The 20,596-nt window shown below is 53.9% G+C and carries 19 protein-coding genes and 1 riboswitch; of the genes, 12 read left to right on the forward strand and 7 right to left on the reverse strand.

Annotation, left to right across the window (positions count from 1 at the left end):
- Positions 1-129 precede the first annotated feature (129 nt).
- Entirely contained in the window at positions 130-2,337 is a 2,208-nt protein-coding gene (locus KJI95_RS06940) for a S9 family peptidase (RefSeq protein ID WP_432653789.1), read from the forward strand.
- Between the two features lie 131 nt (positions 2,338-2,468).
- Here KJI95_RS06940 and arcA read toward each other — a convergent pair whose 3' ends face one another.
- Positions 2,469-3,185 carry a two-component system response regulator ArcA gene (gene arcA / locus KJI95_RS06945; protein ID WP_214506456.1) on the reverse strand — a complete coding sequence of 239 codons (717 nt, stop codon included), beginning with the start codon at positions 3,183-3,185 and terminating at the stop codon, positions 2,469-2,471.
- A 572-nt stretch (positions 3,186-3,757) separates the two neighbouring features.
- Here arcA and KJI95_RS06950 point away from each other — a divergent pair.
- The 3 genes from KJI95_RS06950 (at position 3,758) to KJI95_RS06960 (ending at position 7,062) form a co-directional block, all read left to right on the forward strand.
- Positions 3,758-4,189, forward strand: a complete 432-nt coding sequence (locus KJI95_RS06950) for a DUF3293 domain-containing protein (RefSeq protein WP_214506814.1) — start codon at positions 3,758-3,760, stop codon at positions 4,187-4,189.
- Positions 4,190-4,288: 99 nt separating this feature from the next.
- Positions 4,289-4,462: riboswitch (Lysine riboswitch) on the forward strand.
- A 138-nt stretch (positions 4,463-4,600) separates the two neighbouring features.
- Positions 4,601-5,959, forward strand: a complete 1,359-nt coding sequence (lysC, locus tag KJI95_RS06955; protein ID WP_214506457.1) for a lysine-sensitive aspartokinase 3 — start codon at positions 4,601-4,603, stop codon at positions 5,957-5,959.
- Complete coding sequence (locus tag KJI95_RS06960; protein WP_214506458.1) at positions 5,959-7,062, forward strand: succinylglutamate desuccinylase/aspartoacylase family protein; 1,104 nt, start codon at positions 5,959-5,961, stop codon at positions 7,060-7,062. The genes lysC and KJI95_RS06960 overlap by 1 nt, the downstream gene beginning before the upstream one ends.
- Before the next feature lie 77 nt (positions 7,063-7,139).
- On the opposite strand, the gene asnC is transcribed toward KJI95_RS06960, so the two are convergent.
- Positions 7,140-7,601, reverse strand: coding sequence for a transcriptional regulator AsnC (gene asnC / locus KJI95_RS06965; protein ID WP_214506459.1), 462 nt, complete (start codon positions 7,599-7,601; stop codon positions 7,140-7,142).
- A gap of 78 nt (positions 7,602-7,679) precedes the next feature.
- A complete protein-coding gene (gene rluA, locus KJI95_RS06970) occupies positions 7,680-8,354 on the reverse strand; it encodes a bifunctional tRNA pseudouridine(32) synthase/23S rRNA pseudouridine(746) synthase RluA (RefSeq protein WP_214506815.1) in 675 nt (224 codons plus the stop codon).
- Positions 8,355-8,508: 154 nt separating this feature from the next.
- Between rluA and KJI95_RS06975 the strand changes: the two genes are divergently transcribed.
- The 3 genes from KJI95_RS06975 to KJI95_RS19585 all read left to right on the forward strand — a co-directional run bounded on the left by KJI95_RS06975 (position 8,509) and on the right by KJI95_RS19585 (position 11,706).
- Positions 8,509-10,893, forward strand: a complete 2,385-nt coding sequence (locus tag KJI95_RS06975) for a winged helix-turn-helix domain-containing protein (RefSeq protein ID WP_214506460.1) — start codon at positions 8,509-8,511, stop codon at positions 10,891-10,893.
- 368 nt (positions 10,894-11,261) lie between these two features.
- On the forward strand, positions 11,262-11,468 hold the full coding sequence (locus tag KJI95_RS06980; RefSeq protein ID WP_214506461.1) for a hypothetical protein: 207 nt from the start codon (positions 11,262-11,264) through the stop codon (positions 11,466-11,468).
- A gap of 115 nt (positions 11,469-11,583) precedes the next feature.
- Entirely contained in the window at positions 11,584-11,706 is a 123-nt protein-coding gene (locus tag KJI95_RS19585) for a hypothetical protein (protein WP_284730688.1), read from the forward strand.
- 107 nt (positions 11,707-11,813) lie between these two features.
- Here KJI95_RS19585 and KJI95_RS06985 read toward each other — a convergent pair whose 3' ends face one another.
- From KJI95_RS06985 to KJI95_RS06995, 3 genes are read right to left on the reverse strand one after another with little or no spacing between them, the layout of a single operon-like run.
- The gene (locus tag KJI95_RS06985) at positions 11,814-12,104 is read right to left on the reverse strand and encodes a hypothetical protein (RefSeq protein ID WP_214506462.1); all 291 of its coding nucleotides are present in this window, start codon (positions 12,102-12,104) and stop codon (positions 11,814-11,816) included.
- Positions 12,104-12,625, reverse strand: coding sequence for a class I SAM-dependent methyltransferase (locus KJI95_RS06990; RefSeq protein ID WP_214506463.1), 522 nt, complete (start codon positions 12,623-12,625; stop codon positions 12,104-12,106). Before KJI95_RS06990 ends, KJI95_RS06985 begins: the two co-directional genes overlap by 1 nt.
- Positions 12,622-13,032 (reverse strand): hypothetical protein, encoded by a 411-nt coding sequence (locus tag KJI95_RS06995; protein WP_214506464.1) that lies wholly within the window; start codon positions 13,030-13,032, stop codon positions 12,622-12,624. The genes KJI95_RS06990 and KJI95_RS06995 overlap by 4 nt, the downstream gene beginning before the upstream one ends.
- A 351-nt stretch (positions 13,033-13,383) precedes the next feature.
- Between KJI95_RS06995 and fccA the strand changes: the two genes are divergently transcribed.
- The 3 genes from fccA to KJI95_RS07010 all read left to right on the forward strand — a co-directional run bounded on the left by fccA (position 13,384) and on the right by KJI95_RS07010 (position 17,131).
- A complete protein-coding gene (fccA, locus tag KJI95_RS07000; protein ID WP_214506465.1) occupies positions 13,384-15,165 on the forward strand; it encodes a fumarate reductase flavoprotein subunit FccA in 1,782 nt (593 codons plus the stop codon).
- A gap of 150 nt (positions 15,166-15,315) precedes the next feature.
- Positions 15,316-16,329: a 2-hydroxyacid dehydrogenase gene (locus KJI95_RS07005; protein ID WP_214506466.1), complete on the forward strand. Its 1,014-nt coding sequence runs from the start codon at positions 15,316-15,318 to the stop codon at positions 16,327-16,329.
- Between the two features lie 67 nt (positions 16,330-16,396).
- Positions 16,397-17,131, forward strand: coding sequence for a dienelactone hydrolase family protein (locus KJI95_RS07010; RefSeq protein WP_214506467.1), 735 nt, complete (start codon positions 16,397-16,399; stop codon positions 17,129-17,131).
- A 76-nt stretch (positions 17,132-17,207) separates the two neighbouring features.
- Here the strand turns inward: KJI95_RS07010 and KJI95_RS07015 are convergent, their stop codons facing one another.
- Positions 17,208-17,792 (reverse strand): mechanosensitive ion channel family protein, encoded by a 585-nt coding sequence (locus KJI95_RS07015; RefSeq protein ID WP_250885691.1) that lies wholly within the window; start codon positions 17,790-17,792, stop codon positions 17,208-17,210.
- A 96-nt stretch (positions 17,793-17,888) separates the two neighbouring features.
- Between KJI95_RS07015 and KJI95_RS07020 the strand changes: the two genes are divergently transcribed.
- A complete protein-coding gene (locus KJI95_RS07020) occupies positions 17,889-18,635 on the forward strand; it encodes a spermidine synthase (protein WP_214506468.1) in 747 nt (248 codons plus the stop codon).
- A gap of 153 nt (positions 18,636-18,788) precedes the next feature.
- Entirely contained in the window at positions 18,789-20,318 is a 1,530-nt protein-coding gene (locus tag KJI95_RS07025; RefSeq protein WP_214506469.1) for a leucyl aminopeptidase, read from the forward strand.
- Positions 20,319-20,596 lie beyond the last annotated feature (278 nt).

A 20,596-nucleotide genomic window follows, 5' to 3' on the forward strand; every position in this document is an offset into this window, starting at 1 on the left:
ACTTTGGCAGGGGCAAAGTTTTCGGGCAGAATGGTTGGCTTATCGCAAAGGTCGATAACAGTGTTGAACTACCCTCCACACGAACCACACATGGAAAAAACAATGATTAAAAAAATCGTGGCTTCATTAATGCTGGCAGGTGTTGCCGCATCTCTGCAGGCGGCGCCGGCTTTTCCGGGCGCCGGTACCGAACCTTTAGCCATTGAGCGCATGTACGCTTCTCCTGCATTGGCAGGCAGCAGCCCCCGTGGCCTGACGTTGTCGCCCGATGGCGCGCTGGTCACCTTTATCAAGGGCCGTGATGACAATCAACACAGATTCGATCTGTGGCAAATGGACGTGGCGAGCGGCAAGTTGAGCCTGCTGCTGGATGCCGATAAGCTGGCTGGAGGTGAGCTTTCCGATGAAGAAAAGGCCCGCCGTGAACGCCAGCGGGTTTATGGCGAAGGCATCATGGAGTATTTCTGGGCGGCCGACGGTAAGGCGCTGCTTATCCCATCTGCCGGAAAACTTTACTATTTTACACCATCGAGTGGTGAGGTTCGTTTGCTTGCCACCGGCGATGGCTTTGCCACCGATCCTAAATTGTCGCCCAAGGGGAACTTTGTCTCCTTTGTGAGTGAGCAAAATCTCTATGTGTATGAGCTTGCCAGTAACAAGCTGACTCAGCTCACCAAAGATGGTGGCGGCGCTATTAAAAACGCCATGGCGGAGTTTGTTGCCCAGGAAGAAATGGGCCGCATGACCGGCTACTGGTGGTCGGGTGATGAGGCGCGTATCGCCTTTACCCGCATCGACGAGACGCCGGTAGAGCTGGTGACCCGCAATGAAATCTATGCTGACGGCATTAAGCTGACTGAGCAGCGCTATCCCTATGCTGGCAAAGCCAACGTGGAAATCGCCCTGGGCATTGTTACTCTCAATAGCGGTAGCACCGAGTGGGTTGATTTGGGTAAAGAGAAAGACATTTACCTGCCGCGGGTTAAGTGGCTGCCAAACAGCACAGAGCTCAGTTTCCAGTGGCAAAGCCGTGACCAGCAAACGCTGGAGCTTCGCAAGGTGTCGGTAGCTAAACCCGGCAAAAGTCAGCTGTTGGTGAAGGAAACCAGCAAGGCGTGGGTAAACCTCAATGACGACCTGCACTTTTTGAAAGAGAGTGACGATTTCCTGTGGACCTCAGAGCGTGATGGTTTCAATCATATCTATCTGTTTGACAGCAAGGGCAAGGTTAAGCGTCAGCTCACCAAGGGCGACTGGGCGGTGGATGAGATTGCCTTCGTCGATGAAAAAGCGGGGCTGGTATATTTTGCCGGTCGTAAAGACATGGCCACCGAGCGCCATCTGTACCGCGTAAGCCTCAAGGGCGGCGATATCGCGCGTCTGTCGGAGAAACCGGGCATGCACGGCACAGTGTTCGCCGACAAGAGCCCAGTGTATCTGGATTACTTCAACAGCCTGTCGCAGCCACCGCAGGTAAGCCTGCATGATGCCAGCGGCAAACAGCTCGCCTGGGTTGAAGAAAACGCCGTCAAAGCCGGTCATCCGCTGCATCCCTTTGCCGGTTTGTGGCAGCTGCCGGAGTTTGGCACCCTGAAAGCAGATGATGGCCAAACGCTGCATTACCGTTTGTTCAAACCGGTTAATTTTGATGCCAGTAAAAAATATCCTGTAGTGGTGAGGGTTTATGGCGGCCCACATGCGCAGCTCGTCACCAACAGTTGGAGCGAGCAGGATTACTTTACCCAGTATCTGCTGCAAAACGATTATCTGGTGTTTCAGCTGGATAACCGCGGCTCGGCCCATCGCGGCACCAAATTTGAATATGTGATCTATCAAAACCTCGGTGATGCCGAGGTGCGCGACCAGATGGCCGGGGTGGATTACCTGCGCACCTTGCCCTATGTTGCCGGCGATAAGGTGGCGATTTATGGCCACAGCTATGGCGGCTACATGGCGCTGATGAGTCTTTTCAAGGCACCAGGCCACTTTAAAGCGGCAATTTCCGGCGCGCCCGTGACCGACTGGCGCCTGTACGATACCCATTACACCGAGCGTTACATGGGGCATCCGGACCGCAACGCCGAAGGTTATGATAAGGCGAGCGTATTCCCCCATGTGGGCGGTTACCAGAGCGGGCTTTTGATGTACCACGGCATGGCCGATGACAACGTGCTGTTTGAAAACTCAACCCGGGTATACAAGGCGCTGCAGGATGAAGGCAAACTGTTCCGCATGGTGGATTACCCGGGCTCCAAGCACTCGATGCGCGGTGAGAAGGTGCGTAATCACCTGTACCGTACTCTGGCTGACTTCCTCGACAGTGAGCTTAAGCGCTGAGCCATCTGTACTGAACCAGTCGTAATAAGCATGAGATGAACAAGGCCTGTCGATGACAGGCCTTTGTTTTTTGTAATTTCACCAATAAAAAAGCCAATCCGGAGATTGGCTTTTTTGCAGGCTGATAGCCCTTATTCTTCCAGGTTACCGCAGAAGCGATAGCCTTCACCGTGGATGGTGGCGATGATTTCCGGCGTGTCCGGCAGGCTTTCGAAGTGCTTGCGGATACGACGGATGGTCACGTCAACGGTGCGGTCATGTGGCTTGAGCTCGCGGCCGGTCATCTTCATCAGCAGATCGGCGCGGGTCAGGATCTTGCCCGGGTTCTCTACAAAATGCAGCATGGCGCGGAACTCACTGCGTGGCAGCTTGTAGGATTCGCCCGCAGGGCTAACCAGAGAGCGGCTGTTGATTTCCAGGCTCCAGTCGTTGAAGCGATAAACTTCAACGGCGCTTTTCTCTTCGACTTCAACGCCTGCGCTGTTGACGCGAGTCAGAAGGTTACGGGCACGAATGGTCAGTTCACGTGGGTTGAACGGCTTGGTAATATAATCGTCCGCGCCAATTTCAAGACCCAGGATCTTGTCCACTTCGTTATCACGGCCAGTCAGGAAAATCAGACCGATGTTGTTGATTTCACGCAGTTCACGTGCCAGCAACAGACCGTTCTTACCTGGCAGGTTGATGTCCATCACCACCAGATTGATTTTGTTTTCCTGCAAAGCTTTATGCATTTCTGCGCCATCATTGGCCTCAGTTACCACATATCCTTCTGCCTCAAAAATACTTCTTAAGGTATTACGGGTAACGGCTTCGTCTTCTACGATGAGAATGTGCGGATTTTGCATATTAAGTACCTAAATTTAAAACAAATATGTGCTAATCGGGTGTGCCGGCTGACGACCGGCCAGGCCCCGCTGCTTTTTATGCAAGACCTGTAAAACCTGAACTTTAAAAAGAGGCTGTGCCGACAGGTGGCACACGCAACGACTAGTCCAACAAGCCATCAAAAGATGGTGGTAAATCTGTACTTACTTCGATAAACAAGGCGTTACTAAAGTTCCAACGCCGATTGCTTTTTTTGCAAAGTATAAATGTTAATTTGAATATGGATCACATTTCGTACAGTTGTTTAGCCAAGTCACTGACATCAGTGGGAAAATTGTAACAGCCTGTATCAAGGTGCAGACTGGAAGTTTGGATGGCTAACGCAGACAATTGTACTCGTTTTAGGCATTTTTTAACAATTGAAATGTTAACAAATCCAGTCCAATGGGCGATTAATTATCATTAATTTTTTGTAAGTCAATGATAATTAATGATATGTTGATTTTTGTAAACGAGATCTGTCTCACATGGCTAGGCAGAAGAAAAGAGTCTGCTAAACTAATTCGGGTTCTTTTGAATGATTATTACGTACATGGAAAGTCATTTCGAACAGCTTTGGTCTTGTTATCAGTCGACAGAATTTCTGTTGACCCAGCCGCTATCTTCTGTTTCCCGCTTCGCTATCGTGACCGCCCACAACCCTCAGGGGGAGCTGTTATCTCCCTGTCAGAATCGCTTGCTTGACCGCAAGTTGCTGGCAGACATTGAGGCGATGGGGGTGCCATACCGCGCCTTAATCGGCACCAACAGCACCTTGTCGCACATGGAAAAGAGTTGGGCCGTGTTTGCCAGCGAAGAAGAGTCCCTCGAACTTGCCTTAAAATACCGTCAAAATGCCATTTATTACGTGGTGCAGGATGAGTTACTGCTGCTGCCCTGTTTGATGGAGCGTGAGGTGGTGTCGCTTGGCTCCTTTCGCTCTCGGGTGAAACTGGTGCAGGAACTGCCTGAGCTCGATTTGTAACAGCGGTTACCAGCGCAAATACAGTTTTTGTCAACTTGTGTATTTTCGCATTGACTTGTGTAGGTCTTTATTGCTACTTTTTTCGTCCCTTCCGATGGAAGGCACAGAAGAGGAGCGCCCACTAGGTAGCGAGTCTGAGGAGCAACCACTCCAATGACGGCTTGCGAGGGAGATTGGCGCCGAGGTGCAACACACGTGGCTGCGTGGATTGCGTCGGTCGTTCAGGCTGAATCCTGACGATTGTCACCTGTTTGGTGGAGAGCTTCTGGTGACGATCGCTTTTCCCTCCTTTTGGGGTGCCGAATCTTTGCACCAGGCTCTTCGAACGTTGTCAGTTCGGAGCTAACTCATGAAATACGTAACTCTTTATTCTCGCGCTTTCGTCGTTAATTGTCTGACGGAGGTGTGCTGATGTCTCTGGTCGTCGCAAAATTTGGTGGTACCTCCGTTGCCGACTTTGGCGCCATGTCCCGCTGTGCCGATATAGTGCTGGCCAATTCCGCCACCCGTCTGGTGGTGGTCAGTGCCTCAAGTGGCGTCACCAACCTTCTGGTTGAGCTGACCCAGGCCACGGTAACCGATGAAACCCGCCTGCAGCTTTTAAAGCGCATCGCCCAAATTCAATATGCCATTATCGACAAGTTGGCCCGGCCGCAGGACGTTGCTGCGCCGCTTGATGGCTTACTGTCGCGCATCGCAAGCCTCAGCGAGTCACTTATTCTCAATCGCAGCAAGGCGATTATGGATGAGCTTTTGTCCATGGGTGAGCAGTGCTCGTCGCTGCTGTTTGCCGCCGTGCTGCGTGAGCGCGGCGCCAGCAGCGTGAGTTTTGATGTGCGCCAGGTGCTGCGTACCGACAGCCATTTTGGCCGCGCCGAGCCCCAGATTGAAGACATTGCTGCCTTGTCGCGCGACTTTTTAAAGCCACTGCTGGCGACTCAGATTGTCGTGACCCAGGGCTTTATCGGCGCTGATGCCGAAGGCCGTACTACGACTCTTGGCCGTGGCGGCAGTGATTACTCGGCGGCGCTCCTTGCCGAAGCCCTGTGCGCCGATGCGGTAGAGATCTGGACCGATGTGGCCGGCATCTACACCACCGACCCGCGCCTTGCGCCAAACGCGCGCCCGATTGCCGAAATCAGCTTTAACGAAGCCGCTGAAATGGCCACTTTCGGTGCCAAGGTGTTGCATCCAGCCACCATTTTGCCGGCCGTACGCCAGCAAATTCAGGTATTTGTGGGTTCAAGCCGCGAGCCTGAAAAAGGTGGCACCTGGATACGTCATCAGGTCGATAACCCGCCGATTTACCGCGCCGTTGCGGTGCGCCGCGATCAGACCCTGCTGAACCTGCACAGCCTGCAGATGCTGCACGCCCGCGGTTTTTTGGCTGAAACCTTTGCCACCCTGGCCCGCCACAAGATCTCGGTTGACCTTATCACCACCTCTGAAGTGAACGTGTCGCTGACTCTGGACAAAACCGGCTCAGATTCGACCGGCGCGGGACTGCTCAGCGAGGCGCTGCTGCAGGAATTGTCGCAGCACTGCCGGGTGCGGGTGGAAGATGGTCTTGCGCTGGTGGCCATTATCGGTAACCGCATCGCCACCACAGCCGGCATTTGCAGCCGGGTGTTCACTGTTCTTGAAAAGCACAATGTACGCATGATTTGCCAGGGCGCGAGCCCCCACAACCTGTGTGTGCTGGTGGCTGAAAGCGAGGCGGCGCAGGTTGTGAAGGCGCTGCACGAAAACCTGTTTGAAGGCCAGGCTTAATGCGGGTCGAAAAGCAGGAGGTTAAGGTCGGCGAGCTTGCGGCCGGTCAGGCCCTGAGCCTGCCGGTTTACCGCTTTCACGGCAAAGGCAAGGGCCCGAGTGTGTACATTCAGGCCAATGTCCACGGCGCCGAGGTGCAGGGCAATGCGGTAATTTATCAGCTGATGAAACTCCTTGAGCATTATGAGCTTTTGGGTGACATCAGTCTGGTGCCGCTCGCCAATCCGCTGGGGATTAATCAAAAAAGCGGTGAGTTTACCCTCGGCCGCTTTGACCCTATCACCGGGGTAAACTGGAACCGCGAGTACCTTAATCACAGCCTCGATATTGCGGCCTGGTACGCGGCGCACAGTGAGCTTGATGATGACAGTCTGGTTGCGGCGTTTCGCACCGAGCTGATTGCCGCCTGTGAGCGTAAGCTTGACAATGTCTGGGGCGTGACCACCGGACAGTGGCTTGCGACCTCGCTGCAGGCGATGGCGCACCGCTCGGACATAGTGCTCGATTTACACACAGGCCCCAAGTCATGTAAGCACCTGTATTGCCCGGAGTATGAGCGCGAAGCGGCGCAGTATTTCTCCATTCCTTACACTTTGTTTATCCCAAACAGCTTCGGCGGTGCCATGGATGAGGCGGCGTTTGTCCCCTGGTGGACGCTTGCCGAGGTGGCCGCTGCCCATGGCCGTGAGCTTGGTGTGCGGGTATCGGCACTGACGCTGGAGCTTGGCAGTCAGGAGCGTATCGACCTTGCCGATGCGCTGAACGATGCCGAGGGCATTTTGGCGTACCTCAGCTATCGCGGTGTGATTGCTGAAAAAGTGCTGCCCAAACCAATGAAGCGTTTCGGCTGTTTGCTGAAGGATTACCGCAAGTTCCATGCGCCGAAAGCTGGCATGGTCGAGTATGTGGGCAAGGTTGGCCAGCCGATGAAGGCAGGGGATGTGCTGGTGAATTTGCTGCGGCTCGACCTTTATGGCACGGGCGAAGAGCTCACTGCGCTTAAATTGCCGGAGGATGGCGTGCCGATTTTGCACTTTGCCTCGGCATCTGTGCATCAGGGCACCGAGCTTTACAAGGTAATGACCAAGGTGTTTGCGCTGTAATCTCAGCTAATGCATTAAAACATAATATAAAAAAACACCGGGCTTGCCCGGTGTTATCGTTTTTGTGCTGGCGCGGCTCAGGGTTTTACTGCGCGCGAAATCGGGTTTTGCAGGCTTATCAGGGTCTCGGTGGACTGAATTTCGGCAATCGACTGGATGCGGTTAATCAGCACATGCTGCAGGCTGTCGATGGACTGACACATGACTTTCACAAAGATGCTGTAGTTGCCTGTGGTGTAGTAGGCCTCAACCACTTCTTCCAGCGCATTGAGTTTGGCAAGGGCGGAGGGGTAGTCGCCGGCGCTTTTTAAATTGATGCCGATAAAACAGCAGACATCGTAGCCCAGCGCCTTGGGGTTAACCGTTATCTGCGCGCCGGTAATAATGCCGGCCTGCTTCATTTTTTCGACCCGCACGTGGATAGTACCGGCGCTGACACCAAAGCGCTTCGCAAGCTCGGCAAAGGGCGTGCGCGCATCTGCCATCAGGGCTTCGAGGATCTGATTGTCCAACTGGTCTCGCTGAAATGATGTATCCACTGCATATTGCTCTTTAAATTGAGTAATTAGGCAATAATTTACGGTATTCGATACATTTTTTCCAGAAATAATCGGCCTTTACTGATCGTTTATCGCCTGCTCGAACGGCACTGGCGTGGTAAAGGTCAGCGCTTCACCACTGTAGGGGTGGACAAAGCTCAGGCTGGCGGCGTGCAGCAGCAAGCGGTCGGCCAGTTGTTTGGCAAGCGGATCGGCATAAAAGCCATCGCCGAGGATAGGATGGCCAAGTGCCATCATATGAACCCTGAGCTGGTGGCTGCGGCCGGTAACCGGAGTCAGTTTCACCAGGGTCGAGCGTTTGCCGTAGCTCACCACTTCCACATGGGTCAATGAGGGCTTGCCGATTTGGTGATCCACTTTCTGGCGCGGCCGGTTGGGCCAGTCGCAAATCAGCGGCAGCTCAACACTGCAATCTTGTTTGACGTGACCCGCCACCCGGGCAAAGTAAATTTTGTGGGTTTCGCGGTCGCGGAATTGCCGTTTGAGCTCCACCTCGGCGCTGCGGCGCAGGGCAAAAACCATCACGCCTGAGGTGGCCATATCGAGTCGATGCACAACTTGGCTGTTGGGATGGTCGGCCTTGATGCGACTAAAGCTGCTGTCGTGGTGAATGGGGTCGCGCCCCGGCACCGACAAAATGCCGCTGGGTTTATTGATAACGATGATGTCCTTGTCCTGGTGCAAAATATCCAGCCAGGGCTCGGTGGGGGGATTGTAGATAAAGTCGTCCATCATCCGTCTCAATTGGGCGTAAGGGCGCTAAAGATACCCAAGGCTGGCAGATGCAGCAAGCCTTGTTCGGCCATTGGTGATTTTCTGCGCTTTCCCTTTGTCGCGGTAATTGCTTAAATACGGAAAATCAAAAACGAGTCATTAAACGAACGCCATGTTTAATAATAAAAAATACCGCGTCGGCGATGTTCTGATTAACCCTGAGATGTGCCTGGTCAGCCGTGATGGATTGGAGTCGCGGCTTGAGCTGCGGGTGATGCAGGTATTGGTGTGCCTGCTTGAGCGGGCCGGACGCCCGGTGAGCCGCGATGAACTGATTAAAGAAGTGTGGCGCGGTGGTGTCGTTTCTGACAATGCGATAAATCGGATTATTGCCCAGCTGAGAAGCGCCCTTGGCGATGATGCCAAAAATCAGCGGCTGATAAAAACTGTGCCCAAAGTCGGCTATCTGCTGACGGCGGATGTAGAAGCCCTGCTGCTAAGCCAATCTAAAACAGTCCAGCCAAGGCCGCTTCACACTACAAACGCCGCGCCAGAAGCCTTGCAAGAGGCTATGTCAGAGGCTGTGTCGGGGGCTAGGTTAGAAACGCTAACGCCGGAGGTTTCTGGCGCCGGATCACTGGGTTTAAGTGAAGTACAGCCTCAAGCGGTAACACTTGAAAGACGCAATATCAGTTCAGAAACAATGGATGGTGCCACCGATACACAAGCCCTTGCTGGTGCGCCTGACGATCTTGCTGATGCGCCCGACAATATAGAAAGGCTGCGTTTTCATCGGGTATCAGATGAAGCTGGGCTAACGTTAAAACCGACACCCAAATCAGTGTCAAAGCCGCGCCGGCGCAGCTGGCCCTATGCGGCGCTGGGAATTTGCCTGCCTGTCCTGCTTCTCTGGGGCTGGGACTCTTATCACTCTTCCGATGTAGCAGGGGGCGGCGCACTCGAGATAAATGAAGAGATAGCCATGCTTAAGCCGCTGACCTCCCTCGATGGGCAGGAAGTGGACCCGGCACTGTCACCCAGTGGCCGGATGCTCGCCTTTTCATACCGTGAGCTCAATGGCCAGCGCTGGCGGGTGATGACACAGGAGCTCTCGACCGGGCAAATCAACTTTATCCGCAGTGATAACAGCAGCTTGAATCAGCGCTTTCCCACCTGGAGTGACGATGGTGCCCATCTGGCTTTTATGCAGTTTAATGGCCGTGACAGTTGTCAGGTTATGCTGCTTGATTTACTCACCCAAAATCTTAAAACCGTTGCCCATTGCCATCCGTCCAGCCAATCCGGCGCCCTGGCACTCAAGGGGCAGATGCTGTTTTATGTCGACTCGGAAGGGGTGGAAGAGGTCAAAAAAATCTATCAGGTTGACCTTAATACCTTAAGGCGGGATCAACTCAGCCTGAGTCATAGTCTTGGCCGGGGCGACTATGGCCTGAGCCTGTCGCCGGACAAGCGCCGGATGGCCGTGCTGCGAAACCTGAGCTGGTTTGATACCCAGATAATGCTGTTCGATTTTGCCAGCGGCGAGTGGCAAACCGCGCTTAAGGTTGGCTATCCACTGAAGAGTGTGGCCTGGTCGGCAGATGGTAACAGCCTGATTTATCGAGCAGAAGAAGGTCAGCTGCATCGGCTCGATTTAGCGACCGGCAGCCGCACGCGTATCACCAAAGTGCTGCAGGAAGTGAATTCGCCGCGCTCCAATGAGCTTGGGCAAACCGTTGCGGTGGCCGGCGAACTGATTGAAGAGGCGCTGTGGATTGCCAATCTTGGGGCTGGGAATTTACAACCAAGCGCCTGGGTGTCATCAAGCAGACGGGATTATCGCGGCGTTATCAGCCATGATGGTAAACAAACGGCATTTGTGTCCAACCGCACCGGGCTGCCGCAAATTTGGCTTAAACACAGCGATGGCCGCGAACATAAGCTCAGTGATTTTTCCCGTTTTTCATTTATTGATGAACTGACTTTTTCTGTCGATGGTAAAGCCCTTGCTGGTACTATTAATGGCGAAGCCTTTGTTTTTGATATTGCCACCACCACCCTTAATTATATTCCGGGGCGCAGTTCGGTCAGAAATCTCAGCTGGGGTATGAATAATAACGAGCTGATTTTATTTTCCTCTGATAATGGTCAAAAGCAATTACAGCTTGTGAATGTGGTTACTGGCACAACCATTAAAGTGTTAGCCAATAATGGGTTTTCAGGAAAATATGATTATGCCACCGGTAAACTCTATTACTCGAAAATCCATGCCGGCGGGATCTGGACCGTCGCAGATGGGCAAGAGCGGCTGATCACAGACGAAGTCACGCCATTTTTTGCCGGCGCCTGGAGTGTTGAATCCGGCAAAATCTGGTTTCTTAAACAGACAAATACCGGCATGGGCTTAGTGGAGTTTGACCCGCAGAGCCTGGCTCGGCAGGAGCATGCCATTACCAAAACCTCGGTATCTGCCAACTCACTGTCACTCAGCGAGGATGGTAAGGTGCTGCTGTCTGTGCTGGATGATGCCAATGTGGATGTTGTATTGTTCAATTAATTCAATGCTATAGGTTTTCGTCACTTTTTCCTCACCTTTTCCTTGTCGCGGTTTGATGGGCCAATAGCTAGTGTTGGCTCATCAACCAGCTCGGCTTCGAAACATAACGACGCCTTACCCTGAGTCGCTTTGATTTGCTAATCCGCTGGTCGCAAAAGCAATGGCGCATCCCCCGCAGCCGAGCTGGTTGAGTTCAAATAATGTGTCAGCTGCAACGCGCTTACAGCAGCTGATTCAAAAACAGGTAAAGGTATTGCTGCCTGCTGTTAATTGGCCATGTTTCCAATGCCGTGTACCAAATGATATTTCAAAAACAAAATTAACTGCTTTGGTTCATTACTACTTTGGTTAATCGTGGAGAGTTGAATATGAAAAAATATGTGACCTTGCTGACAGCAACCGCCTTATCTTCTGTATTTGCAGTGCCTTTTTATCTGGCAAATACTCAGGCGCAGCCTGATGAGAATACATCACCCAAACTGGCTATTTGTGAGCCATTCCCTGATTGTATTATTTACCGCGCCGATGGCGCAGACGCCGATAAACTGAATGCCGAAAAACCTAAGGCGCTCTAATTGAAAGCAGCTCTAATTTAAAGGCGATCTAAATAAAGACTCCAATTTTGATTAATGACAGGTGTCATCGACATGGGTCGTTAATTAAAATCCTGCGTGTGAAATTGGATAGTGTATGTGGTCTATCGCGTTCTATATCGTAGGGGCACTGAGTGGATTTTTTACTATCTACTACGTGTTTATCAACGTGGTTCTGGCGTCCGAAGAATCATGTTTGCTTGACCCAAAGGACGACTAAATCTCCCTTTCCGCCAAAGTGGTACCGGGTTTCCCCTGTGCCACTTTTTATTTCTATGCGCTGATTTTTCATCCACGATAACGGCTTTTGTGCGAATGCTCGCGTCTTTACTGCAGGCCTGCATCGCGCAGATGCATGATGGCAAAGGTCCACACCACAAAGGCAAGGATCCCGTGTACCAGACCATAAAAGGCCTGATCCAGGCGTTTAAAGCCGTCCGCATGCCAGATAAGCCAGATGTGACTTATCAATATCGCGGGGTACATCATCAAAAGCGGGTAGTAAAACACAGGGTTGCCGCTGCCGGTGAGGGCGCGGCCGATAATGGCCCAGGCCACTATCAGGGCTGTGAGCAGCGGCGGAATCGCGTTGCGGTAAGCTTCAGGGTAGGGAAACATCAATTTTCCAGGGGTTTACGACAGATAATCCTCGCTTTGTACGCAGGGCTGTCAGGACGGGTTTCAGGCGAATCCTCACCATAATACAGCAGCTGCCACCCGGTAAAGCGTTGTTTGAGTTCGCCATCATTCAGCAGAAAGTTAGGATTTCTTGGCCTGCCAAGCTTTGCTTGTTCATGGGTAAAGGTTTCGTACACCATGAGCCCACCTGCCACCACACTTGCCTGCAAGGTCGCAAACAGCGGCCGGTGCAGATAGTTAAACACCAGCACCACATCAAATTCGCCAAGGGCCGGGGAAGGGGAAATCTCGAGGTCCATCTGCAGGCAGCTTGCATTGGGATGGGTCACTATTTGTGGCGCCAAGGCTGACAAATCCCGGTCAATAAAGCTGACCTGGTGACCTTGCTCCAGAAACCAAAGCCCGTTACGGCCGCTGCCGCAGGCAAGATCCAGCACCCTGAGTCCGGGCCTGTTAAAGCTGCCTTCGAACGCAGCAAACAGCGGCGATGGCGCGCTCATCCCTTAATTTCCTTGCGGCTGTGGAGTTGGCGCCTGTGCCAGATGGAATAATGTCTAAGGCCCGCAGGCCCATGGGACACCAATACTGACAGCAGCAAAATGCTGATAAACAGTGCCGCCTTATACTCCGGCAGCGGGATAAACAGCGCCAAAAGCGCGAGCTTTACCAGGGTCAGCACACCTTTAAGCTGAATAAGCCAACGCCAGTCACGCCAGATTTCCCAGCCCATCAGCATGCTGCCGCTTAACATGGCAAGCAGCCAATAGTGCTGCCATTCGCCTTTGGCGACGCCGAGCAGCACGCCGCCACCTACGCCGCAAATCCCCAGCAGATGCAGCGCCCGCAACGTTGTTTTACTGAGGCGCTGAAACCAGAAACTGGGCTCTGAAAGTTGTTTGTCTGCCATGAGTTGGCTCCCTGAAAACCATGTTCAGTAGCATATCAGGCCGGTTTGGCAAAGAAAGCGCGCGCTGCCTTTAGTGGGGTTATTCATCGATAAAATGTTGTCTGGCCGACATTTTGTAATCCCGTGCTGTGATCCTGTTCACCACAGCTCGCTAAAACCGGCCGCTGGTTGCAAATTGTTGCAGCTGGCGTGAGCCTTGGCCGAATACTGTGACTTAGGCATAAAAACTACCTCTTTAGATAGTGCTACCATTTCTCTCGCAAATGGCGTTTTACTCTGAAAATAATCAAAAATTGAGATGCAAACACGCCTAGCGAATACCTCTTTATAAGTAGTTTTGGAGGAACACTTATGTTCACGGGAGCGATGAAAAAATCCATGCTGGCAGCCCTGATCTCCGGGATCATGGCAGGCTCTGCCTGGGCCAATGCTGAAAACCTGGCAGACTTCCACGCCGACAACGGCTGTGACAGTTGCCACCAGTCCGAAAAGGGCCCCACCAACGATAACCTGACCCACGAAAACGCCCAGTGCGTGAGCTGCCACGGCACCCTGCCTGAGGTTGCTGAAGGTGAGCGCAAGGGGATAGTGTCGCCGCACAAGTCGCACCTGATTGGTGAGGTATCTTGTACCAGCTGCCACAAAGGCCACGAAAAATCAGTGACCTACTGCGATGCATGCCACAGCTTTGGCTATGAAATGCCCTTTGGCGGCAAGTGGGAGCGCAAGTTTGTTCCTGTGGATGCCGACAAAGCGGCTCAGGACAAAGCGATTGCAGCCGGCCCCCGTGAAACCACAGATGTGGTCATTATTGGCTCAGGCGGCGCAGGGCTTGCTGCGGCCGTGTCGGCCCGCGATGCCGGCGTGAAAGTCGTACTGCTGGAAAAAGAGCCAGTGCCCGGTGGTAACACCAAGCTTGCGGCTGGTGGCATGAACGCCGCCGAAACCAAGCCCCAGGCCAAGCTTGGTATTCAGGACAAGAAAGAGACCATGATTGAGGACACCATGAAAGGTGGCCGCAATATCAATAATCCGGAATTGGTGAAGGTGCTTGCCAACAATTCCTCTGATTCAATTGACTGGCTGACCAGCCTCGGTGCCGACATGAATGACGTTGGCCGTATGGGCGGCGCCAGTGTTAACCGCAGCCACCGTCCAACCGGCGGCGCTGGTGTTGGCGCTCATGTGGCGCAGGTACTGTGGGATGCCGCAGTTGCGCGCGACACCGACATTCGCCTTAACAGCCGTGTGGTGCGCATTCTGGAAGACCAGAGCGGTAAAGTAACCGGCGTGTTGGTGCAGGGCGCCTACACCGGCTACTACGTCATCAAGGCCGATGCTGTGGTGGTGGCGACCGGTGGCTTTGCCAAAAACAACGAGCGCGTGGCCAAGTACGATGCCAAGCTCAAGGGCTTTAAAGCCACCAACCACCCCGGCGCGACCGGTGATGGTTTGGATGTAGCGACCCAGGCGGGTGCACAGACGGTGGATCTGGAATATGTGCAGGCCCACCCAACCTACAGCCCGGTGGGCGGCGTGATGATCACCGAAGCGGTGCGTGGTAACGGTGCCATTTTGGTTAACCGTGAGGGCAAGCGTTTCGTCAACGAAATCACCACCCGCGACAAGGCATCTGCCGCCATTCTGGCTCAGAAAGGCGAGAGCGCCTATCTGGTGTTTGACGACTCGGTACGTAAGAGCCTCAGCAAGATTGAGGGTTATGTGCACCTTAAGATTGTGAACGAAGGCAAGACGGTCAAAGACCTGGCCGATAAACTGGGCATGCCAGCGGCTGAGCTTGAAAAGACTCTTGCCAGTTACAACGGCTTTGTTAAATCCGGCAAGGATGAGCAGTTTGAGCGTGCCGACATGCCACGTGAACTGGCCACAGCGCCTTTCTACGCCATGGAAGTTGCACCAGCGGTGCACCACACCATGGGCGGCGTGAAGATTGACACCAAGGCCGAAGTCATGGGCAAAGATGGTAAGCAGGTCAAGGGCATGTACGCGGCCGGTGAAGTGACCGGTGGGGTGCATGGCGCCAACCGCCTCGGTGGCAACGCCATCTCCGACATCGTCACCTTTGGCCGTATCGCCGGCGCCGAAGCCGCCAAGTACGCCAAAGACAACTGATTGCCGGTTTCCGGTTTTCCCTAGTCGGATAAGGATAAGGCGGCCATCATGGCCGCCTTTTTTGCATCCTTAGTTGTCAGCTTTATTGGGACGACAGATTTTCGAATTTGCCTTACACTGCGGCCATAAATAAAGACAAGGGGTTAGTCCATGAAAATCGGATTTTTCAGTGCCAAGCACTACGATATGCAGCATTTTGACCGCACCAACACTGCCCTTGGGCAGGAGCTTGGGCTCGAGGCGGTGGCCCGTATCGAGTACTTTGATTCGCGCCTGTGCATGCAGACCATCAAGCTCGCCTATGGCTTTGAAGTGATTTGCGCTTTTGTAAACGATGAACTGTCGGCCGAAGTGCTGCGTGAGCTCCACGCCAACGGTACCCGGGTGATAGCCATGCGCTGCGCCGGTTTTAATAACGTTGACCTTGATACCGCCAAGGCGCTGGGGATGACTGTGGTTAACGTGCCGGCTTACTCGCCTGAATCAGTGGCCGAGCACACAGTAGCCTTGATGTTGACCCTCAACCGCAAAATCCACAAGGCGTACCAGCGTACCCGCGATGCCAACTTCTCCCTCGAAGGGCTGGTGGGCTTTAACATGTTTGGCAAAACCGTCGGGGTGATAGGCACGGGTAAAATCGGCCTGGCCACCATTCGAGTACTGCTTGGCTTTGGCTGTAAGGTGGTGGCGTTCGACCCTTATCGCAATCCGGCGGTGGAAGCCCTCGGTGTGCCCTATCTGGAGCTCGATGAACTCTTCCCGCAGTGCGACATCATCAGCCTGCACTGCCCGTTGACCAAGGACAATCATCATCTGCTTCGCGCCGAGACCTTTGCCAAAATGAAGCCAGGTACCATGGTCATTAACACCAGTCGCGGTGGTTTGCTCAATGCCATCGACGCCATGGAGGCCCTCAAACTTGGCCAAATCGGCTCGCTCGGGCTCGACGTATACGAGAACGAAAAAGAGCTGTTTTTTGAGGACAAGTCAAACGAAGTCATTCAGGACGATGTGTTTCGCCGCCTGTCGGCCTGCCACAACGTGGTGTTTACTGGCCACCAGGCGTTTTTAACCGAAGAGGCGCTCGGCGCCATTGCCCGCACCACCCTGGGTAATGTGCGCGCAGCGCTTAGTGGCGAGCGCAGCGGAAACGAACTTTTCTGAAAATCTGCGCTGACACCGGCTGCTGGGCTTGCTAGATTGAGTGCAATCTCAAGCCCTTGGAGCCTATATGCGCGTTACTTCTGAACTTTTCACCCTCAATACCGCCACCGGCCCCATGCAAACCCGGGTATACCGCCCGCTGGCCACCGGCAGTTTTCCGGCCATTATTTTTTATTCGGAAATTTTTCAGGAAACTGACCCCATCAGCCGCATGGCTACCGTACTGGCAGGGCACGGCTTTGTGGTGCTGGTGCCGGAGATTTTTCACGAGCTCAACCCCATGGGCACAGTGCTTGGCTACGATGATGCCGGTAAAAACAAGGGCAACTGCGACAAGGCCACCAAGCCACTCGAAGCCCATGATTCCGACACAGTCGCCATGGTCGATTTTATCCGCGCCCAAAGCTGGAGCCGCGGCAAAATCGGCAGTATGGGCGTGTGTATCGGCGGCCATCTGGCTTACCGCGCCGCAGTCAATCCGGATATCGCTGCCGCCTTTTGCCTGTACGCCACCGACATTCACTCTGGCGGTATTCCAAGCCAGAGCGGCAACGACTCCTTAAGCCGTACCAAAGATATTCGCGGCGAGTTGTACATGGTATTTGGTAAGCAAGACCCCCATGTGAGTGGCGAAGGCCGACGTAAAATCCAGCAAAATCTTGAAGATGCAGGCACCAATTACAGCTGGCTTGAGGTCAATGCCGAGCACGCCTTTATGCGTGACGGTGATGCGCGCCACGACCCGGCGCTGGCGCTGGAGATGTACCAAAAGGCGATAGCCCTGTTCAAGCGCACTCTGTGATCTGCGCTAAAGTAAATGCAGCATAAAAAAAACGCGGCCAAGTTGCCGCGTTTTTATTTGCCTGAAAACAGCGCCATTACACCCCGGGGTTAGGCGCTTCCGGTGCCTTGGTGTCGCTGCTTTTGTTTTCCAGCAGTTTGGCCTTGGCTTCTTCAGCCGCCTTTTCATACAGGGTCGGATTAAGCAGCTTGATCACCGACTTTTGCAGAATCTGGCTGTTGGGGTAGGTGATAAGGTTGCCATCATCACGTTTGATAAGTACATGAAACAGCGCGATTTCCTGAATGATGCCGCGAATATCTTCGTCCTTGTCCACCACCTTGATGTAGTCGCCGATCCGATAGGGAAACACAAAGAAAATCAGTACCCCGGCGGTGAGGTTACTGAGAATCGACCACTGGGCCACCAGGGCCACACCCAGCACCGCAAAGGCGGAGGAGACAAACAGCGCCACGTCGTTGTAGCCAAGCCCCAGCGACACCGCCATCAGCGACAGGGTGATGAAAAACAAAATGGCGGTCAGGAATCGACTCACCAGACTGGTACGCGCCGGGCTGACCTGTTTTTTCTCGGCCAGCACGTTAATCATGGATTTGAGGTTGCGCTGAATAATGTAAAACGCCAGCAAATAAAAACAGGCAAGCAGGATTTGATTTGTCATAATAACCCTTCAAAAAATCACCTAAGCCAAAAGCCGCTATTGTAGAGGTTGGATGCGGGTGTCGTGAAGGGTGTTGAGTGCCCGGGAAGTCTGATTTTGTCCGAATATGCAGTAATTTTTGAAACCCGGGATGACTGGGGCACGGTGCGGGTGCTGGATGATGGCGAGTGCCGGGTACTGGCCTTTGGTGACAACGACGAGCAAAGCAAGCTCGATAAAAAGCAGCATCATGTGCCGCGCCACTCCTACGTGCAGGTGATGCTCGAATCGCTGATGTTCAAGTCCCCCAAAAGCGCCATAGTGCTTGGGCTTGGCGGCGGCGCCCTGATCCATGCGCTGCGCCGCTATGACGCGGCCATCAAGTTCACCGCGGTGGAGCTGCGTGGGGCGGTTATCGAGGTGGCCAAGCGGTTTTTCTTTTTGCCCGTTGGTAAAAAACTGCAGCTGATTGAAGGGGATGCCATCGAGTTTATCGCCAGCGGCGAGCATAAACGGGTGGATGTGATTTATGCGGATCTCTTCAGTGTCGATGGCGTAGCCGATGGTCAGCTCAGCGAGGCCTTTATTGAAGGAACCCTGAGGCTCTTGAAAGACGATGGCATGCTGGTGCTTAACTGCTGGAAGGAGCATCGTCAGAACCCTGAGCTTGCTGCACTGCTTAACCGCCACTTTGCCCAGGTGTTTGCCAGTCTCACCAGTGGTGGTAACTGGGTGATTTTTGCCTCCCGCACAGCCAATGTTATCCGCGAAGACGGGCTGAAACAGGCCCGCGCCGAACTCTCATCCCGGCTCGACTTCAACGTGGGAAAATCGTCGCTCAGCTTCGGCCCCTGGCAGTTTTAAGCCTCAATTAATACAGGCTGCAGAAAATTGTAAGCCGGTGTTAACCCGGTGCTTAACCGGTTAACCTGGCAATACAGCTTTGTTATGCTTGCGCGTCTTAAAATAACAAGGCGCCTGACCCTCTGCGCGCCGTACGACTGAGGCGACGTTTCCATGCTGAAAACATCCAAATCCCCCCTCGCGCTGCTGTTTGCATCGCTGCTGTCTCTGCCCGCCATGGCCGATAAAGTCAGCTTTTCTGACGAGCTGAATGCCAGTGGTGAAACCCTGGTGCTGTTCAAGGTGCAAAATACCGACTTTCCCGGTGCCCGGGTACTTGCCGATGGCGCTTTGACCCACCTTGAGCGCGCCATGCAGGTGAATCAGTTTGATGGCGAAGAAGGTAAGGTGCTTGAGCTGCTGGCTCCGGCCGGCAGCCAGCTTAACCGGATCCTGGTGCTGGGGCTGGGTGACGGCAAGCTCACCGAAGGCGAGCTGAATAACCTCGGCGGCAAACTTGCCGATCGCCTGGTGGCCAATAAAGACAGCAACATCACTTTGGTTGCCGAAGGCACGCCGGATGAAGCCAATTTCGCCGCTGCCGTGGCCCATGGTTTTGATCTCAAGCGTTACCACTTCAGTCGCTACATCGAGCCTAAAAAAGATGAGCGCGAGCTGCGTTTTGCGCTCTCGGATGCCGACGCCGCCGCTAAAGCCTATCAGCAGCGCGTTGGTATCGAAGCCGGTGTGGTACTGGCGCGGGATTTGGTAAACACCCCTGCAGGTGACATGACCCCGGAAGACTTTGCCGATGCAGCCAAGCAGCTCAAAGACCTTGGCGTTAAGGTGACTGTGATTGACCCCAAGGGCATTGAAAAGCTCGGCATGGGCGCGCTGATGGGCGTAGGCAAGGGCAGCGTGCGCGGCCCGCGTCTGGTGGTGGCGCACTGGGAAGGCGCGAAAGGCGCCCCGGTGGCGCTGGTGGGCAAGGGCATTACCTTTGACTCAGGCGGCTACAACATCAAGGCCAGCGGCGATTCTATTTCCCATATGAAAACCGACATGGCCGGCGCCGCTGCCATTCTTGGCACTGTAAAAGCCATGGCGATGCAGAAGGCTGAGGTGAATCTGGTGGCTGTGCTGCCGCTCGCGGAAAACATGGTGTCCGGCGATGCGCTGCGTCCGGGCGATGTGGTTCGCACCGCCGAGGGATTGTCGGTTGAAGTGATGAACACTGATGCCGAAGGCCGCCTCATTCTTGCCGATGGCATGTGGTATGCCCGCACCCAGTATAAGCCCAAGGTGCTGATTGATGTGGCAACCCTGACTGGCTCCAAGGTGCGCGCCCTTGGCCGTGAGTATGCCGGTCTTTTCAGTGACGATGAGGCGCTGGTAAGCAGTCTTTCCGCCGCCGGGCAAACCGTGGGTGAAAAGCTGTGGCGTTTGCCGCTCGATAAAGCCTATGGCGATGAGCTTAAGTCAAACATTGCCGACCTGAAAAACACCGGCGCTGAAGGCAGCGCGGGCGCATCCTCAGCCGCCATGTTCCTTAAGCGCTTCAGCGGCGATTTGCCCTGGGCCCATATCGACATCGCCGGTAATGCGCAGGCAGGCTCTGACAGCGCCATCAGCCCGGCCGGTGCCAGCGGTTATGGTGTGCGTTTGCTGAGCCAGTGGTTGATGGAAACTCAGAAAGCCAATTGATGCGTACTGACTGCGGTCATGGCGGCCGGGCCTCGATGCTGAATCCGCGAGGCCCAGCCTGCGACTCTTAGTGATCACAAGTCATCACAAGTCATCACAGTCCTCGCTGGCTTTCAGCCAAGCCTCTGAAATATCAAACAAGGGAAAACAGCTGTTTTCCCTTTTTTGTTTTTGGCTCACTCAAAAAATCGATTAGGTCGATAGTTTTTATCCGTTATAAATGATTGGTTCGATTGACTACTATGCTCTCCATCGACGGGGCAGCAATCAGGTTGCCG

This window comes from Shewanella jiangmenensis, from assembly GCF_018596335.1.
GTDB classification, from domain to species: Bacteria; Pseudomonadota; Gammaproteobacteria; order Enterobacterales; family Shewanellaceae; genus Shewanella; species Shewanella jiangmenensis.

Bases quoted from the DNA above. Each gene is read 5' to 3' on its own strand.
- rluA (WP_214506815.1), bottom strand. From the start codon at position 8,354: ATGGACGACTTTATCTACAATCCCCCCACCGAGCCCTGGCTGGATATT.
- KJI95_RS06985 (WP_214506462.1), bottom strand. From the start codon at position 12,104: ATGTTTCCCTACCCTGAAGCTTACCGCAACGCGATTCCGCCGCTGCTC.
- KJI95_RS07010 (WP_214506467.1), top strand. From the start codon at position 16,397: ATGCGCGTTACTTCTGAACTTTTCACCCTCAATACCGCCACCGGCCCC.
- KJI95_RS06990 (WP_214506463.1), bottom strand. From the start codon at position 12,625: ATGAGCGCGCCATCGCCGCTGTTTGCTGCGTTCGAAGGCAGCTTTAAC.
- lysC (WP_214506457.1), top strand. From the start codon at position 4,601: ATGTCTCTGGTCGTCGCAAAATTTGGTGGTACCTCCGTTGCCGACTTT.
- KJI95_RS07005 (WP_214506466.1), top strand. From the start codon at position 15,316: ATGAAAATCGGATTTTTCAGTGCCAAGCACTACGATATGCAGCATTTT.
- KJI95_RS06940 (WP_432653789.1), top strand. From the start codon at position 130: ATGCTGGCAGGTGTTGCCGCATCTCTGCAGGCGGCGCCGGCTTTTCCG.
- fccA (WP_214506465.1), top strand. From the start codon at position 13,384: ATGTTCACGGGAGCGATGAAAAAATCCATGCTGGCAGCCCTGATCTCC.
- KJI95_RS07015 (WP_250885691.1), bottom strand. From the start codon at position 17,792: ATGACAAATCAAATCCTGCTTGCCTGTTTTTATTTGCTGGCGTTTTAC.
- KJI95_RS06995 (WP_214506464.1), bottom strand. From the start codon at position 13,032: ATGGCAGACAAACAACTTTCAGAGCCCAGTTTCTGGTTTCAGCGCCTC.
- KJI95_RS06980 (WP_214506461.1), top strand. From the start codon at position 11,262: ATGAAAAAATATGTGACCTTGCTGACAGCAACCGCCTTATCTTCTGTA.
- KJI95_RS06975 (WP_214506460.1), top strand. From the start codon at position 8,509: ATGTTTAATAATAAAAAATACCGCGTCGGCGATGTTCTGATTAACCCT.
- KJI95_RS06960 (WP_214506458.1), top strand. From the start codon at position 5,959: ATGCGGGTCGAAAAGCAGGAGGTTAAGGTCGGCGAGCTTGCGGCCGGT.
- KJI95_RS06950 (WP_214506814.1), top strand. From the start codon at position 3,758: ATGGAAAGTCATTTCGAACAGCTTTGGTCTTGTTATCAGTCGACAGAA.
- arcA (WP_214506456.1), bottom strand. From the start codon at position 3,185: ATGCAAAATCCGCACATTCTCATCGTAGAAGACGAAGCCGTTACCCGT.
- KJI95_RS07025 (WP_214506469.1), top strand. From the start codon at position 18,789: ATGCTGAAAACATCCAAATCCCCCCTCGCGCTGCTGTTTGCATCGCTG.
- KJI95_RS19585 (WP_284730688.1), top strand. From the start codon at position 11,584: ATGTGGTCTATCGCGTTCTATATCGTAGGGGCACTGAGTGGATTTTTT.